10 protein-coding genes are annotated in these 17262 nt (G+C 31.8%); 5 read left to right on the top strand and 5 right to left on the bottom strand.

Annotated elements, in window-relative coordinates; all coding sequences use genetic code 11:
• The 3 genes from ACEQT4_RS00585 to ACEQT4_RS00575 all read right to left on the bottom strand — a co-directional run bounded on the left by ACEQT4_RS00585 (position 1) and on the right by ACEQT4_RS00575 (position 5575).
• A complete protein-coding gene (locus ACEQT4_RS00585) occupies positions 1–1917 on the bottom strand; it encodes a DUF294 nucleotidyltransferase-like domain-containing protein (RefSeq protein WP_370225526.1) in 1917 nt (638 codons plus the stop codon).
• 258 nt (positions 1918–2175) lie between these two features.
• Positions 2176–4002: a cytochrome-c peroxidase gene (locus ACEQT4_RS00580; protein WP_370225525.1), complete on the bottom strand. Its 1827-nt coding sequence runs from the start codon at positions 4000–4002 to the stop codon at positions 2176–2178.
• A gap of 76 nt (positions 4003–4078) precedes the next feature.
• Positions 4079–5575, bottom strand: coding sequence for a hypothetical protein (locus ACEQT4_RS00575; protein WP_370225524.1), 1497 nt, complete (start codon positions 5573–5575; stop codon positions 4079–4081).
• Positions 5576–5836: 261 nt separating this feature from the next.
• On the opposite strand from ACEQT4_RS00575, the gene ACEQT4_RS00570 reads away from it, so the two are divergent.
• Complete coding sequence (locus ACEQT4_RS00570; protein WP_370225522.1) at positions 5837–6469, top strand: MarC family NAAT transporter; 633 nt, start codon at positions 5837–5839, stop codon at positions 6467–6469.
• Here ACEQT4_RS00570 and ACEQT4_RS00565 read toward each other — a convergent pair.
• Positions 6461–7669 (bottom strand): multidrug effflux MFS transporter, encoded by a 1209-nt coding sequence (locus ACEQT4_RS00565; protein ID WP_106678419.1) that lies wholly within the window; start codon positions 7667–7669, stop codon positions 6461–6463. The two genes, ACEQT4_RS00570 and ACEQT4_RS00565, sit on opposite strands and share 9 nt — an antisense overlap.
• 346 nt (positions 7670–8015) lie before the next feature.
• On the opposite strand from ACEQT4_RS00565, the gene ACEQT4_RS00560 reads away from it, so the two are divergent.
• From ACEQT4_RS00560 to ACEQT4_RS00545, 4 genes are all read left to right on the top strand, one after another.
• Positions 8016–9290: a ribonucleotide-diphosphate reductase subunit beta gene (locus ACEQT4_RS00560; protein WP_027879903.1), complete on the top strand. Its 1275-nt coding sequence runs from the start codon at positions 8016–8018 to the stop codon at positions 9288–9290.
• Positions 9291–11087: a ribonucleoside-diphosphate reductase subunit alpha gene (locus ACEQT4_RS00555; RefSeq protein ID WP_027879904.1), complete on the top strand. Its 1797-nt coding sequence runs from the start codon at positions 9291–9293 to the stop codon at positions 11085–11087.
• Between the two features lie 165 nt (positions 11088–11252).
• The gene (locus ACEQT4_RS00550) at positions 11253–12854 is read left to right on the top strand and encodes a helix-turn-helix transcriptional regulator (protein WP_370225521.1); all 1602 of its coding nucleotides are present in this window, start codon (positions 11253–11255) and stop codon (positions 12852–12854) included.
• 97 nt (positions 12855–12951) lie between these two features.
• Complete coding sequence (locus tag ACEQT4_RS00545) at positions 12952–15543, top strand: hypothetical protein (protein ID WP_370225519.1); 2592 nt, start codon at positions 12952–12954, stop codon at positions 15541–15543.
• Positions 15544–15687: 144 nt separating this feature from the next.
• Here ACEQT4_RS00545 and ACEQT4_RS00540 read toward each other — a convergent pair whose 3' ends face one another.
• Positions 15688–17229 (bottom strand): acyl-CoA carboxylase subunit beta, encoded by a 1542-nt coding sequence (locus tag ACEQT4_RS00540; RefSeq protein ID WP_370225518.1) that lies wholly within the window; start codon positions 17227–17229, stop codon positions 15688–15690.
• Positions 17230–17262 lie beyond the last annotated feature (33 nt).

Below are 17262 nucleotides of genomic sequence, written 5' to 3'. Positions count from 1 at the left end.
TTACATCATTTGCGATAATTTAAAACGGACTTGCACCAAGGTTTGTATGTCTTTTACAGGTTTAAAGCAGCCTTTTAATTTTAAACGATCTGATTTACTTAGACTTTTTACATCTACAAATTGACCTGAATCTTTATGTTTTAAACCTTGATTTGCTCTAAATCGTAGCAAAATTTTAAAAGCATTAATGCAGGCATCATATAAATCTGCATTTTGAGGCTCAAACTCTTGTAGCTTTTTGTAACGTGCAATAGTACTATTAAAGTCTTTAACGTGATGCGACAGTATTAGTAACCTAGCGGCGTCTACTAGTGGCATTATCGCTCTTTTTTTAATGTCAAACTGGTCTTTATGCTCGCCAGAATCTTCTACTAAAAATTGTCTGAAAAAACTTAATGGTGGCGGATTTTTAAGTGCATTTAAAGCTAAAAAATTAAGGAAGATTTCATATTGCTCTATAGATTTAAAAATACTATTAGACATTTTATGCACTAGTTTTTTGTTACCATAAACTAGGTTGTAATCAAAAAAGATATTGCAGAGTAAAATCTTTTCTTGTGTTGGTTGTGTAATCCAGTTATTAAATTTTGCTTTCCATTCGGTTAACGTTAAACACCAGTCTGGGTTACGTGCCATCATATTGGCAGGACAATAGTCAAAACCAATATGATGTAATTGGTCATTTATAGTATTAGCTAATTTTAAAAAGTAGGCTCTAGCCGTTTCAATATCAGACTCATGTAAATTTTTATCACTAAAAACTAAAGCGTTGTCTTGATCGGTCATTAATAGTTGTTCTTTACGACCTTGACTGCCTATGGCTAACCAAGCAAATTTGGCTGGTGGTTTTTGGTTAAGCTGAATAATACTTAACTCTATAACCTGTTTGGTTACCGCATCATTTATTGCAGAAATAATATTAGCGGTAAACACCATAGGTAAACTTTGGTCTAAATAATTTTTAAGTAGTGTTTGTGCTTTTTCTCTAATATACTTTAAACTTTCTGCAGTTTTTGCGCGTTTAATTTCTTTAATTAATACGGCTGGGTTATTACCATGAACAACAATAATATCATGCTCTGATAACATGCCTATAATTTTAGACTGATCAGTACCGTCTTCGGTAATGCATAAGTGGGAAATTTGATGTTTTAAGGTAGCTATTTGAGCTTCGGCAACCGTGATTGTTGGTGGAAATGATAATACAGGCGAAGACATAATTGTTGTTACAGGCTCGTCTATATGATGAATACCGGTAGCAATTTGATTACGTAAGTCTTTATCGGTAATTATACCTATAGGTTTTTGATTTTTAGTAATTACAATAGAACCTACATTGTGCTCTTTCATGATTAAAGATGCTGCCTTAATACTAGTTTCTGGAGTACAACATATCGGGTTTTTAGAATATATAGCAGATTGTGCTTCTGTAAAACCTGAAGCATCAGGTTTTAAAAACTCAAGGTGACCTAATAAAGTACCTTTATCGTCTTTTGCGTATGGGTTACGCGTATTAGTTGCAAAGCTAGCCATGATAAATTGGTTAGCTTTTGGATTACTAATAATAATGTCTTGCAATAGGGTAGAAGAGATACTGTAAACGATACTTTCTTCTATAGCTTTAGCATCTAAAAAATATTGATCTTTACGTATTAAGGCACGTAAGCCAAAAATATCGCCTTCATCACATTGATCTACTAATTTGTTTTCATGATATACACCAATTGCACCGTTTTTTACCACGTAAAATTCATCTTTAATACTAGTTCCTTGTTTAAAAACAAAATGATTAGGCTCTACATATAATACTTTAACTTGAGAAGATATAGTTATTAATTGCTCATATGTTAACGCATTAAAAGGAGGAAAACCTTTAAGAAAATCTAGTATACGTTCAGCAATTGTGTTTTTATTCATCTTACTAATTTAGAGAAAAAATAAATGCTGAATGTTGTATTTGGTTTATAATGTGCTAATTATATATAGCTTGCTAATGACTATTGAGATTCCTTCAGTCCTTCCTAAATTTAACTAAGTACTTCGATAATACTTAGACAGGCTCAGTATGACAAGCTCAGTGTGATACTCAGTGAAGAACTAAGTAAACTTCGGAATGACATATGAGTTGTTATTACGAGGACGAATGGACGAAGCAATCTCAATACTATTAATTACTTAATAACCGTCTTCTGGTACGCTAGTTAAAGTCTTTAAATAAGCAATAATAGCTTGTTGCTCTTCTGTGGTTAGGTTAAGCTCATCAAAAGGTAAGGTTTGATGAGGTAAATCAAAACCTAGTCCGCCACCACCACCACGATTATAAAAATCCATAACTTGTTCTAAACTATCATAAACACCGTTATGCATATAAGGTGCTGTTAATGATACATTACGCACGGTTGGTGTTTTAAACATCCCTTTGTGTAAGTTTTCTTTATACTTAAAATAAAAGCCTAAATCGTCATCATTTTCTTTATTTGCAGCAGTTTTAGGAACACCAATAACTTCTTTTTCTGTTTCTGAAAAAAATGGAGGTACAGTACCATTAGTTAAAGGCATAAAATGGCAGGTAGCACATAATGCTTTTCCCATAAATAGATTGTAACCTAAGCGTTCTTGATCTGTAAAATCATTAATTTCTCCTCTAATATTTTGATCAAATCTAGAGTTAAAACTATTTAAAGTTGAAATGTAAGATGAAAGTGCTTTTATAACTTCAGTATTTTTCTTCGGAATTTTTCCATATGCAGCTTTAAATGCTTTTATGTAAGAGGAATCTTTAAGTATATCTTCTGAAAACTGATGCACATTGGTATTAAATTCCTTTTCGTTTAAAAACACAGAAGCTATTTGTTCTATCATCGTTTCTGAGCGTCCATCCCAAAAAAAACTACGCTGAAAAGCACTATTAATTAAGGTTGGTGTATTACGATTTAAAGGTTTACCATTGTTATCAAGACTAGTTGTCAATCCGTCTGCATATCCTTTGTTTGGTGAATGACAAGTTACGCAAGCCATATTATGATTAGCCGATAGGTTAGGATCAAAAAATAACTTTTTACCTAAGTTAATTTGAGCTTTAGAAGGATTACGATTATTAACAGCAGTAAAATGATTAAGATTAAAACTGTTATTTTCAAAAAAAGTAGGAGCATCAAAATTGAAAGGATCTGTAGTTGTTGGTTCCCAAATATCTGCAGTTTTACGAATATTTACCCATTGCGTAGTAATAGGATTAAGGTAATCTCTTGTAAAAGTAAAACGATCAAATGTATCAAAATTGGTGTTGTTTTCAACGTACTGTATTGCGTTTTTGATGTTGTTTTTAAATTGTTGATCTAAAAGTGCATCTTTTTTTATAATACTAGGTTGAAGGGTAAACTCATACACCTTATATAAGCTATTTAAAGATGTTGCTGTTTCTTTAACGCCTAGATGACTAACAGGTGTATCAAAACCAGAAATAGCTAAACTAATTAGTCTAAATAACTGCTGATGTGTAGCTCTAAAAAAGCGTTGAGGTGTAAGTTGACGTTTGGTCATATCGCCTTTTAAAACTAGCATTAATCCTTGTGTGATTTTAATTTCTTGATTAAAGTCTTTGTCTTTAATGTCTTGTTCGTATACACTTTCTTCAATTTTTTGAAGACCGATAGGATATAATATTTTACCAGTGTCTTCTTTATAAACAGGTAAAGCAGGACCGTTGGTACGATGACCAACTTCTGGATTAAGGTAAGACGCAAAAGGTTCGGCAATTTTAAAAGCTTCTCTTGCTTTAGCAAAATAGTATTTAGATTTTGTACCATTAACACCAGCTTGTTTTAAGCTGTCAAGATAGTTTATGGCTTTATCCATATGTTGGATGTAATACGTTTGAGCTTTTTGCCATGTAATAACATCTACAGTTTTCATTGCTGTATTTGCGCTATTGCTTTTCTGTTTACAAGCAATAAAAAGTAGAGTAGTGGTAAGAATTGAAAGTTGAATAAGTGTTTTCATCTAAAATGATATAAATAATAAAAATGAATCTTCACAAGACGTGAAGATTCATTTAGGATTAAAATAAAGAGATAGTTTATCTTGGTAATCCTTTTAACAACACAATTTGTCCACCTTGGTTATGTGGTAAGTTATTAGATACAAAATCACTGCTTTTCCAGTAATGTGGTTGTAGATTAAGTATAAATGTATCTGGTTCTCCTATTTTATCAGAGATGTCAATTAATGCACCAAATTCACCAGAAAATGCATCGCTTCCGTTAGGTTCTAAATTAGCTTCAATTTTTAAATCTAATACAGCTAATGGGTTGCTACCATTTAAATCTGTTTGGTAGATTCTTGCAGCATGGTTACGGCTAAAAGAGTTTGGATCTTCTTGAATATATACATAGTTTTCTGTAACACAAATGTTATCAGGACTTTGTAGGGTTGCTAAGTTTCCATCCATATTGTTAGTATCTGTATTACCGCTAACAATTTGTGTTAATTGACCTTGTAAAGGGTTGTCTGCATCTAATTGTAATTTATAAACGGTTCCCCAATCGTTGTAAGTTCCTTGTCCTGGACCACGACCTGTAACAGCAAAGTATACGTTACGTCCGTTATCATCACTTCCTTTTTGGTAATCTACATCTTCTACACGCATAAATTGAGAGGCGAATACGTTAGAGCAAGCCGTTTCCATTTCGTTTTTAGTTAAGCTAGCACCGTTAACAATTTCTACAAACTCTACATCGTAAGTCATACCAAAATCTAAGTCACCTTCGTTATATACAGTGTTAGCAGCTACGTCTTGTACGCCACCAGATCCGTTAGAAATTTGCTTGAATCTTAAAACGTAAATTTTACCATTATCTAAATCTGCATCACCATTTTCTGATAAGTACATAGTTACTTGACCTTCAGATCCGCTAGAGTCATCATCACCACCAATAATTACTGTTTTACCAGCGTAAGCATTTTGAGGTAATGGTACAGCATTTTCCCAAGAAAATTCACCTAAAGCATCTAATCCAAAATCTGCAGTAGGCGTAGGAGTTTCTATCCAAGGGTCAATACCTTTCACGTCATAAGAAATACTTTCTGAAGCCGATAGGAATAAATCTTGAGATCCACCATGTACAGCTGCTTCCCACATAGTACCAGAACATTGTCTTGCATAATCTGCAACACCAGCGTTAAGTAACCATTCACCTTGTATAGGATTCATGTATTGATCAAAACGAATTCTAGATACACTATAATCATCTTCTGCATTAACAACATAAATATATTCGTCTCCATCTTTTAAAAATCCAGCACCATCTTGTGCGCCAACTAAACGGAAACCGTTAGATAATACGTCTGTAGAGCTAATTAAAGAGTAAGCATTTACGTTACTAAAATTAGGGTTAATATTTACTAACGGGTTTAAAGAAGATTTGTTAGAAAAAATGGTTTCTGTAGGCGTAAAGTCTTGACCATCTTGTCCGTCTTGACCGTTTAATCCATCTTCGCCATCACATGCCAAGAAAGAGCTTCCAACAGCAGCTACTAAGCTAAATTGTAAAAATAGTTGTTTAAATGTGTTCATTTTAAGGTTGTTTAAAATTTGATTTTGAACAAAACTACTCTGACATTATTCTTTATAAGTTAACTTAAATTAATGCTTAGATTAATTAAATTTTACGCTAATGTTACTAAGTTAAGTAATTGTAAAAACGGTTTTAAGTCGCTTGTTTTTAGATGCTTAAAACTGAATTATGACTTTTTGTAGTTAACCTACTTTTAAAGATGATTTAAGTTTAAGATAACTTAAGCCATTAAAAAATAGAGTGAATTTGCAGAAAAAACAATGGACTTATTTTTAATTGCTTTTGGCGCATTATTCTCTATTATTAATCCTTTAGGGACTGTACCTGTTTTTGTGGGATTAACGCAAGAACACGCTAAAAAAGAACGAGCTAAAATTGCGTTTTGGACTGCTTTAGATGTATTAATTATTCTGTTTTTATCCTTTTTTGCAGGACAATATATATTATCGTTTTTTGGTATTACATTAAATGCACTAAAAATAGCAGGTGGTTTAATTATAACCTCTTCAGGTTTTGCTTTGTTAACAGGTAAATTTAGAGAGCATAAAGGTATGAAGCGCAAACGTGTACAAGAAGATATACATAATAGAGACGCTATTAGCTTAACACCTTTAGCAATACCAATGTTAGCAGGACCAGGAACAATATCTTTATTGATAACCTACAATCAAGAGTATACATTAACTAAGGACGTTTTTATAATCCTATCTGCGGTACTACTTGTTACCATAGCTATATATTTAATACTTAAAAGCGCGCATTTTATAGTAAAGTTCTTAGGCGCATCTGGTATTAACGCTCTATCAAGAATTATTGGTTTTATTGTTATATCAATAGGTGTGCAGTATATAATTTCTTCAGTAGAAAATATTGTTATAAATCTATTAAGCTAATTTTCTTTGTGTACTATATTTTAGTACATAAAAGGTTATTAACGATAGTAACCCAAATACAGAAAACCCTATAAATAACGGAAGTACAGATGTGTGTACAAAACTACCAATGTAGTTAGCAATTGGTACCGCCATAACTGTAGATATAAACCCGTTAATTGCTGCACCAATACCGGCAATATGCCCTAAAGGCTCCATTGCTAAAGAACGGTAATTACCAAAAATAAACCCAACAGCAAAAAACTGAATTAAGAAAAAAGAAATTAAAACTCCGATACTTGGGTTGTTTCCAGATATGAATAAAATGACATATAAAATTGAGATTAAAAAGTAGGCAACAGTAGCATAAAATGCAATGTTACGCGACCCAAAACGCATAACCAATCTACTATTAGTAAAGGTAGATAATCCAATAGACAACGCAGTACTAGCAAAAAAGTAAGGAAACAATTCGCCTAAATTATACTGATCTTGGTAAATCTGTTGTGAAGTGCTTAAATACACCATAAAAGATCCAGTAATAAAACCAGAGGTCAAAGTAAAAGCTACTGCTTCTTTGTGTTTAAAAAACTCCTTTGTGCCAGTAATAAAAATGCTAGGAGAAAATTTAATACGTTTACTTTTATCTAATGTTTCTGGTTGACGTTTCCAAAACCATAACATAACAACAGATCCAAATATAAGATTAGCATTAAAAATAGCACGCCAATCAAACCATTCTAAAAGTATTTGACCAAAAGTAGGCGCTATAACAGGTACCAGAATAAAAAACATAACAATTACAGATAGCAGTTTTGCCATAAAATCTCCACTAAAAGAGTCTCTAACCATAGCAATAGATATTGTCCTTGGCGCAGACAACCCAACACCTTGTAATACTCTAGCAAACAACATCATTTCGAAGTTTTTTGTAGTAACACAGATAATACTAGAAATAATAAAAATAAAAAAGCCTATGTAAACAATAGGCTTACGACCGTAACTATCAGACAACGGTCCAAATATTAACTGCCCAAAACCAATTCCTAAAAATATCATGGTAATTAACCATTGTGTACTATTAGGATCAGTAATATTTAAATCTTCGGCAATGTTAGGTAAAGCAGGTAATAATGCATCTATGGTTAATGCAACAATAGACATTAAAGATGCCATTAATGCTACAAATTCATTCTTAAAAGCAGGGTTAGAGTTTTGCATCTTGCAAAATTAGCTAATGCTTAAAAGGTGTCATATTTTATAATGATAATAGAATGTTAATTTTTAAAAAATAAGCTAAGCAAAACAGCGTAAATTATTTCAACTTCAAAAGTTAAAAATGATCTACTTAGCGTTTTATTACCCTTAAAATTTGCCGATAAAAACTTCGGTTTTTAAGTTTTTTTCACAAAAAATTAACAGTGAATTTTTATCATTTCAGCAATAGTAAGGGATAACCAATTGTTGATAATTATGTGGAAAAACTAAATGGTATTTTTTGAATACGCTCGAAATAAAATCGCAATTTTATAATCCTTTTAAGACACAAAAAAAATCAATTACCATCATGCAAATTAATCACATTATCAAGAGGGATTTTACGACTGTACCTTTTCAGCTTAGTAAGATTACCAATGCGATTCTAAAAGCGATGACCGCTTTAGAACACGGGAGTTTAGAAGATGCAGAGCGTGTATCTCAACTAGTAGAAACTAGCCTTTTAAAGCATAAAGAGAATGATCCAAATTACATTCCTACGGTAGAAACTGTTCAAGATGCAGTAGAAAATGCTTTAATGGAAAGTCATTTTTTAGATGTAGCAAAAGCCTACATATTATATAGAGATGAACAAGCCAGAAAGCGTAAGACAAATATCTTTGAAAAACGTATCAATCTTAAGCCATATGAGTATCCACAATTATACGAATATGTTCCAGCGATAAGACATTCATATTGGATACATACAGAGTTTAACTTTACAAGCGATATTCAGGATTTTAAAGCAGGATTGAATGAAGTAGAGCGTAGTGCGATTAAAAATACAATGTTGGCTATTTCTCAAATAGAAGTTGCAGTAAAATCGTTTTGGGGAGATATTTATCACCGTATGCCAAAACCAGAGATTGGATCTGTAGGCGCAACATTTGCAGAAAGTGAAGTAAGACATCATGATGCATACTCACATTTATTAGAAATTTTAGGATTAAACAATGAGTTTAAAACCCTAAAGAAAAAACCTGTGATTATGAAACGTGTGCAGTATCTTGAAACTGCACTTAAAAACGCAAAAAGTGAAGATAACCAAGAGTATGCAGAGTCTATCTTGTTATTCTCATTGTTTATAGAACACGTGTCTCTATTCTCACAGTTCTTAATTATCATGGCGTTTAACAAGCATAAAAACGTATTAAAAGGAATATCTAACGTGGTAGAAGCAACTTCTAAAGAAGAGCAAATACACGGAGATTTTGGAATTGATATTATAAAAATTATAAAAGACGAAAATCCAGAATGGTTTGATGCAGCATACGAGCAAATGATAAAAGATATGTGTCTTGAGTCTTTTGAGTCTGAAAGCAAAATAGTAGACTGGATTTTTGAAAAAGGAGAAATTGACTTTTTACCAAAAGCAGTGGTTAATGAGTTTATAAAAAACAGATTTAACAACTCCTTAGAAAGCATAGGTATTGATAAAATATTTGAAGTAGACGAAAAACTACTAGCAGAAACAGAATGGTTTGACGATGAAATTATCGGAACCAAACATGGCGACTTTTTTGTAAAGCGCTCTATAAACTATAGTAAAAGAACCCAAAGTATAACCAGTGATGACCTTTTTTAAATGATAGAACAAAATAAAAACCAGACCCAGGAAGCTCCAAACCAAGAAAAACAAACGGAAGCTAACCCATTAATTGATGCAAGAAAAAAGTCGTTAAACCAAATAAAAACTTCTGGAACAGGAGGATTTAAGTGGTTAACAGATCATAGTAGACAGTTTTTAGCAGCAGGCTACTTAACTGAAGGCGTAAGCGCAGAACAGCGTATAAGAGAAATAGCAGATAGAGCAGAACAAATTTTACAAATACCAGGTTATTCTGATAAGTTTTATAACTACATGTCAGAAGGATACTTTTCTTTAGCATCACCAGTATGGTCAAACTTTGGAAAAGAAAGAGGTTTACCAATTAGCTGTTTTGGATCGCATGTAGATGATGATATGGGTAACATACTTTACTCACAATCAGAAGTAGGAATGATGTCAAAATTAGGAGGTGGTACCTCTGGCTACTTTGGAAAAATAAGACATCGTGGATCTGAAGTAAAAAACAATGGTTATGCTTCTGGAGCAGTACATATCATGCAGTTATTTGAATCTATGGTAGATGTTGTTAGTCAAGGGTCAGTAAGACGTGGACGTTTTTCGCCATACTTACCAATAGAGCATCCAGATATTAATGAGTTCTTAGAAATTGGTACAGAAGGTAACCCAATACAAGAGTTAACACATGGTGTAACTGTTACCAACCAATGGATGCAAGAAATGATAGATGGTGATGTAGACAAGCGTAGCACATGGGCAAAAGTATTACAACGTAGAGGTGAAATGGGTTATCCTTACATTTTCTTTACAGATAATGCTAATAACAATGCAGCAGATGTTTACCAAGACAAAAAGTTACCAATCTATGCAAGTAACTTATGTACAGAAATTATGTTACCATCAAATGACGACTGGTCTTTTGTATGTGTATTATCTTCTGTAAATGTATTACACTATGATAAATGGAAAGATACAGATGCAGTAGAAACTATGGTATACTTCTTAGATGCAGTTATTACTGAATTTGTTGAAAAATTAGAAGTATACAGAGACTCTCCTAATCGTGATGATAGACAAACCTTTATGTTTATGGAGCGCGCCTACAACTTTGCTAAAGAAAACCGTTCTTTAGGTTTAGGTGTATTAGGATGGCACTCGTTATTACAATCTAAGATGTTACCATTTAACAGTCAAGAAGCTTTTAGTTTAAACAGTGAGATCTTTAAAGTGATTAAAGAAAAATCTTACAAAGCTTCAGAAGAGTTAGCAGAAAAATTTGGAGAACCAAAAGTATTAAAAGGTTACGGAAGACGTAATGCAACCTTAAATGCGGTAGCACCAACAACATCTTCTGCATTTATCTTAGGTCAAGTATCACAAGGTATTGAGCCAATTTGGTCAAATATTTATGTAAAAGATATCGCTAAGATTAAAACCACAATTAAAAACTCTTATTTAGAAGATTTATTAGAATCTAAAGGTAAAAATACAACCGAAGTATGGAGAAGTATTAGAGATAACGACGGATCTGTACAGCATTTAGATTTCTTATCAGAATTAGAAAAAGATGTTTTTAAAACTTATTCTGAAATAGATCAAATGGATATTATTTATCAAGCAGCAAACCGTCAAAATCATATTGATCAAGGACAGTCTGTAAATATCATTATTCATCCAGATATGCCAGTAAAAGAGATTAATAAAATACATGTTACAGCATGGAAATTAGGATTAAAATCGCTTTACTACCAGCATAGTATGAATGCTGCACAAAAATTTAAACAAAAGAAAGATTGTGCTAGCTGTGAAGCTTAGTCTATCAATTTAAAATTAAGTGTTAAAAAATACCGATGTTATCATCGGTATTTTTTATTTAACGTGTTGGTTTTAAAAGTAAAAATCTTTAGTAAATTGTGTTTCCAAAATTAACTAATGCCATTATAATTTAATAATCATCACTTTATTTTCAATATTATTTTAATGCTTAAAAAAAGACTAAAAAGTAATACTATATATATTCTATTCTTTTTCTGTTTGACTAATATTATAGCTCAAGTAGACAATAAAGATTATTTAAAATATATAGACTCTGCACAAACATATATCGGTACAAATCCTAAATTATCAAGCCAGTTTTTAGATTCAATAAAACAGCCTTTAAATCAGAATATTAAAGAAAATTTAGCAGAATATTATAAACTTCGAGGCATTATTAGTGATGAGTTAAACAATCAAACCCTTATATATCACAATTTTAGATTTGCTTTAAAATTTGCAAAGATCGAAAAGAATTATGAGGTAGCAGGGATGAGTAGCTTAGAGCTATTTTATAATCTATATCGCATTAAAAAAGATACTGTTAAAGCAAAAGCATATTTAGAAGAAGCAAAAAAATACTACCAACTAGATAATAATAAATATGGGTTAGCAGAGGTAACACAAATGTTGGCTTATATAGAGTTTAATAAAGGAAACTATCTAAAAAGTAATGATATTTTATTAAAAGAATTAGACTATTATAAGAGTTTAAAAGAAGACAAATATTATCAGTTGTATGCATTATTTATGCTTACTTCAAATTATATTAATTTAAATAAAATCCCTGAAGCTTACAGTTCTTTCAATCAATTAAAAACATTAAAAAATGATACTACTATAATAAAATCGTTTTATAATGGACATATTGTTACTCTATATCAAGATTTTGCTCAATTCTATCTTTACAAAAAAAATCTAGATTCTGTAGCTACATACTTAAGTAAAGCTGAGTCATTACGATTAGATATGAATGATAGTGATATACGTAACTATTTTAAATTAAAATATGATTATTATAATACTTTAAATCAAGTAACCAATCGTGATGCATATCAAGATTCTTTACGCTTATTTAAAGACTATCAGTTAAAAAAGGAATTAGATGCAAGTATTAAAATAAATGACGAGTTTATAAAAACACAGACTGAATTAGAATCTCAAACTGAAATTAAAAAAAAGAAAAATTACATTATTGTGTTATTAACTTTAATGCTTGTGGGATTAGTTGGTTTTGTAATAGTAAAATTTAAAAAGATAAAAGAAAAAATTTTAGCACATAACAAGAGTGATGAAGAACTTTCATTATTAACAAACAATCATGAAAAGTTAAAGCTAAAAGTTAGTGGTTTAAATGAATATATAACAGAATTAAAAAAAGAGATAAAATTAATTTCTTCGATTAATAATGAAGAGACTCAAAAAGAAAAAATAAAAGAACTGTATAAAAACATACATTTAAACTCATCGACATTTTTGTCAAAAGAAGAAAATTACCTTGAACTTTTAAATGAAACAAATGTTCAGTTTTTTTCAAAAATGAAGCAATTACATCCAAATTTAAACGAATCAGAAATTGTTATCTGTTATTATATTTATGTAGGTTTTAAAAATAAAGAAATTGCAGGCTTTTTAAATACATCAACAAGAGCTATAGAAAGTAAACGCTATAGAATTAGTAAAAAAATAGATTTAAAAAATAAACAAATAGTTCTTTTAGATTATTTAAATAAAACTTTTAAAACATCTCAAAATCAACCAATTTAAACTGTTTTTTTCAACTGCGTAGTTAGTGAGTAGTCAAAAATTTTACTAACATTTATTAAGTAAAGATATTTGGCATGCTAATATAAATTTACTTTGCATGAAAAAAATCTACAATCTTACTTTTTTACTTTTTACAGTATTGATGTTTTCTCAATCAAAAGCAACAAAGGACGTTAATTGGACTAAAATGAATAATAACCAAGACGCTACCTTTTATCAAATTCAAGAAGATTTTTATAACTACTGGAGTGGTAAAACACCAGAAAGAGGAAAAGGTTATAAACCTTTTAAACGTTGGGAAGATTATATGGCTCCAAGGGTATACCCTACAGGAGATATAACATTACCAACAACAACTTATGATAATTACATGACATGGTTATTAAGAAGATCTAACAATTCAGAAAGATCTTTTTCATCAACATCATCATTAGTTACCAGCAATTGGACTCAGTTAGGACCAATAGGTCCAGCAGATGGACCATTACCATACACAGGTACAGGAGCAGGACGTGTTAATTTTTTACGTTTTGACCCAAATAATTCTAATATAATGTATGTCGGAGCACCAGATGGTGGTTTATGGAAGTCTACAGATGGAGGATCCTCTTGGACAACTAATACAGACTTTTTAACAATTATAGGTTGTTCAGATTTAGCGATAGATCCAACAAATTCTCAAATAATGTATTTAGCAACAGGAGATCTTGAGGGTAATAGGAATAGTATAGGAATTTTAAAATCTACAGATGGAGGTAATACTTGGAATACTACAAGTCTAGTTATTGATGCTGCAAACGGATGGAAGCTATCTAAATTATTAATAGACCCAAACAATCCATCAAGAATGATAGTAGCTAGTAATGTAGGAGCATGGATTACAACAGATGGTTGGAATACTAATACATTTACAGATATTGATGGAAGTTTTCCAGATTTAAAGGATATGGAGTTTAAACCAGGTTTGCTAAACGCAAATACTATTTACGCAGCAGGAACAAAATTTTTTAAATCTACAAATTTTGGAAATACTTGGACAGAAATAACTAATGGTTTACCTACCTCTAATATTTCTCGTATAGCATTAGCAGTAACACCCGGAGATGATAGCTATGTTTATGCACTTATAGGAGAATCTACTAACCAATCTTATATGGGTACTTACCAATCTACAGACAGTGGTAATTCATTTACTACTATGTCTACATCACCAAACTTATTAGGATATGAAGCAGATGGATCTGACTCTGGCGGTCAAGCTTTTTTTGATTTATCAATAGTCGCTTCTCCTACACAACCTAATAACATCACAATAGGTGGTGTAAACCACTGGAGATCATTTGATGGTGGTACTACTTGGGAAAATGTATCTGTATGGGATTCAGGAGAAATTCATGCAGATGTGCACGAAATAACCTATCACCCTAGTAGTTCTTCTACAATGTATTCTTGTAATGATGGTGGAATATTTAAATCTACAGATAATGGTAATCAATGGACAGATATTAGTGGTAACTTGGCTATTGGTCAAGTAGTAAAACTAGGGTTGTCTAGTAATTTTGAAACTCAAATAGTAGCCGGAGAACAAGATAACGGAACTATTCTTAACACATCCGTTATCAATGACTGGTATGGCATAAATGGAGGAGATGGAGGTGAATGTTTTATTGATTATACAAATGATAATTTAATATATGTTCAATATGTAGAAGGTAAATATAGTCGGATTGATTATAGTACTATCCCAGAAACTAAAGATGATATTCAAACAGGATTACCTAATGGAATTGATTTTTATAGTCCATTTAAAATGGATCCAGTAAATCATCTAAAATTATATTCAGGAGGAACGCCAACATTATATACTTCTACTAATCAAGGAGATAACTGGAGCGCTTTGGGTACACCTTCAGGATCAGGAAGTATTAAAGAGTTTGTCGTAGCACCAAGTAATCCATCAATAATATACACGGTACAATTTGATGCAATTTCTAAATCAACAGATTCTGGTCATACTTTTACAGATGTTTCTGGATCTTTACCAACTTCTGTTGCTTTATCTAACATTACAGTGTCTAATACAGATCCTAATAAAGTATGGGTGACTTACTCTGGTTATGAAGATGGAACCAAAGTTTTTAGGTCAATAGATGGCGGACAAACTTGGTCTAATATTTCTGCAGGTTTACCAAATGTACCTATGAATACTTTAGTATACAGAAATAATAGTACAACAGACGAAATTTATGTTGGAGGAGATGTTGGTGTTTATATTACAAATAATGATGCAACGTCTTGGCAACCATATATGACTAATTTACCTCACGCTTCAGTTAGAGACTTAGAAATATTTTATCCAACAAATAAATTAAGAGCAGGAACATACGGTAGAGGCGTTTGGGAAACTGATCTAAATTCAGAAACTTTAGGAATTCAAAATTTTGTCGATGTTAATAAAGATAACTCAGTAAAGATCTTTAGTAATTCTAATGAAGATTTGCAGATAAGTTCTAACGTTAATATTGTTAGTATAGTAATTTTTGATGTATTAGGTAAAAAGGTTTATGAAGAAGAATATATAAATTCAATGATATTTACAGTAAATGCTATTAGAAAAAATCAGAATGTATATTTTGTTAAAACAACACTTTCGGACAAATCAATAGCAATTAACAAAATTGTGTTTTAATTTGTCTTAACCCTTAAGTAAGATTAAATAGCCTTATATCATTTTAAATAATGTTATTTTATAAAGAGACTTTAATTGTGTGTGTGAGTAGGGAAAATACGTTAAAGTCAAAGCCACGCAGATTATGCGTGGCTTATTTTTTTATTATAATGGAATATTACCGTGTTTTCTATTAGGTAATACTTCTTCTTTGTCTTCCAACATGGTAAACGCTTTAATTAATTTACGTCTGGTATCTTTTGGTAAAATCACTTCGTCTATAAATCCGCGTTCTGCAGCTTTATAAGGATTAGCAAATAAATCTGCATATTCTGCTTCTTTTTCTAACAGTTTTTCTTCAGGATTATCGGCTGCTTTAATTTCTTTTCTAAAGATAATTTCACTAGCACCTTTTGCACCCATTACAGCAATTTCGGCACTTGGCCAAGCGTAATTTAAATCGGCACCAATATGCTTAGAATTCATTACATCATAAGCGCCACCATAAGCTTTACGCGTAATAACAGTTACTTTTGGCACAGTTGCTTCACTTAATGCATACAGTAATTTTGCACCATGTACAATAATTGCATTCCATTCTTGATCGGTGCCAGGTAAGAAACCAGGGACATCTACTAATACTAATAACGGAATATTAAAGGCGTCACAAAAACGAGTAAAACGTGCTGCTTTACGCGAACTATCTACATCTAAAACTCCTGCTAAAAATAAAGGTTGATTGGCTACAATACCAACGCTTTTTCCACCAATACGAGCAAAACCAACAATGATATTTTCGGCAAAATCTTTATGAATTTCAAAAAAGGAATCTTCATCAATAATACCGTTAATTACCTCATGCATATCGTAAGGTTTACTAGCATGGTCTGGTATAATACTCATTAATTGCTCGCGAGTTTCTTCACCTAAATCATAAGGAAGATCTTTAGGTTTTTCTAAATTACTTTGTGGTAAGTAACTAAGTAATTGTTTAACATCTTCTAAACATTCAATATCATTTGAAGATGTGGTATGTGCTACACCAGATTTTGTACTGTGTGTACTTGCGCCACCTAATTCTTCACTAGTAACGGTTTCGTTTGTAACCGTTTTTACAACGTTTGGACCTGTTACAAACATGTAACTTGTATCTTCTACCATCATGGTAAAGTCGGTCATTGCAGGAGAGTATACTGCACCTCCAGCACATGGTCCCATAATTGCAGAAATTTGCGGAATAACACCAGAAGCTTTTACATTACGGTGAAAAATATCTGCATAACCACCAAGCGATCTAACACCTTCTTGGATACGTGCACCACCAGAATCGTTAAGACCGATAAATGGTGCACCAACCTTAAGTGCCATATCCATGATTTTACAAATCTTTTCGGCATGTGTTTCTGATAGCGCACCACCAAAAACAGTAAAGTCTTGTGCAAATACATAGACAAGACGTCCATCTATTGTACCGTAACCTGTTACGACACCATCACCATAAAACTTTTGGTTTTGCATGTCAAAGTCTACCGTACGATGTGTGACTAAAGCACCAATTTCTTCAAAAGAACCTTCGTCCATTAAGTATTCGATACGTTCTCTAGCGGTTAGTTTTTTCTTTTCGTGTTGTTTATCTATTCTTACTTGTCCGCCTCCTAATTTGGCAAGTCCAAGTTTTTCGTTTAATTCTTTTATTTTAGATTCCATAATTGAAATTTTATCTTTTTTTGTCATTCTGCG

The sequence above is a fragment of the Mesoflavibacter sp. genome, from assembly GCF_964226795.1.
GTDB lineage: Bacteria > Bacteroidota > Bacteroidia > Flavobacteriales > Flavobacteriaceae > Mesoflavibacter > Mesoflavibacter zeaxanthinifaciens.
This window is presented reverse-complemented; position numbering and strand designations above follow the sequence as displayed.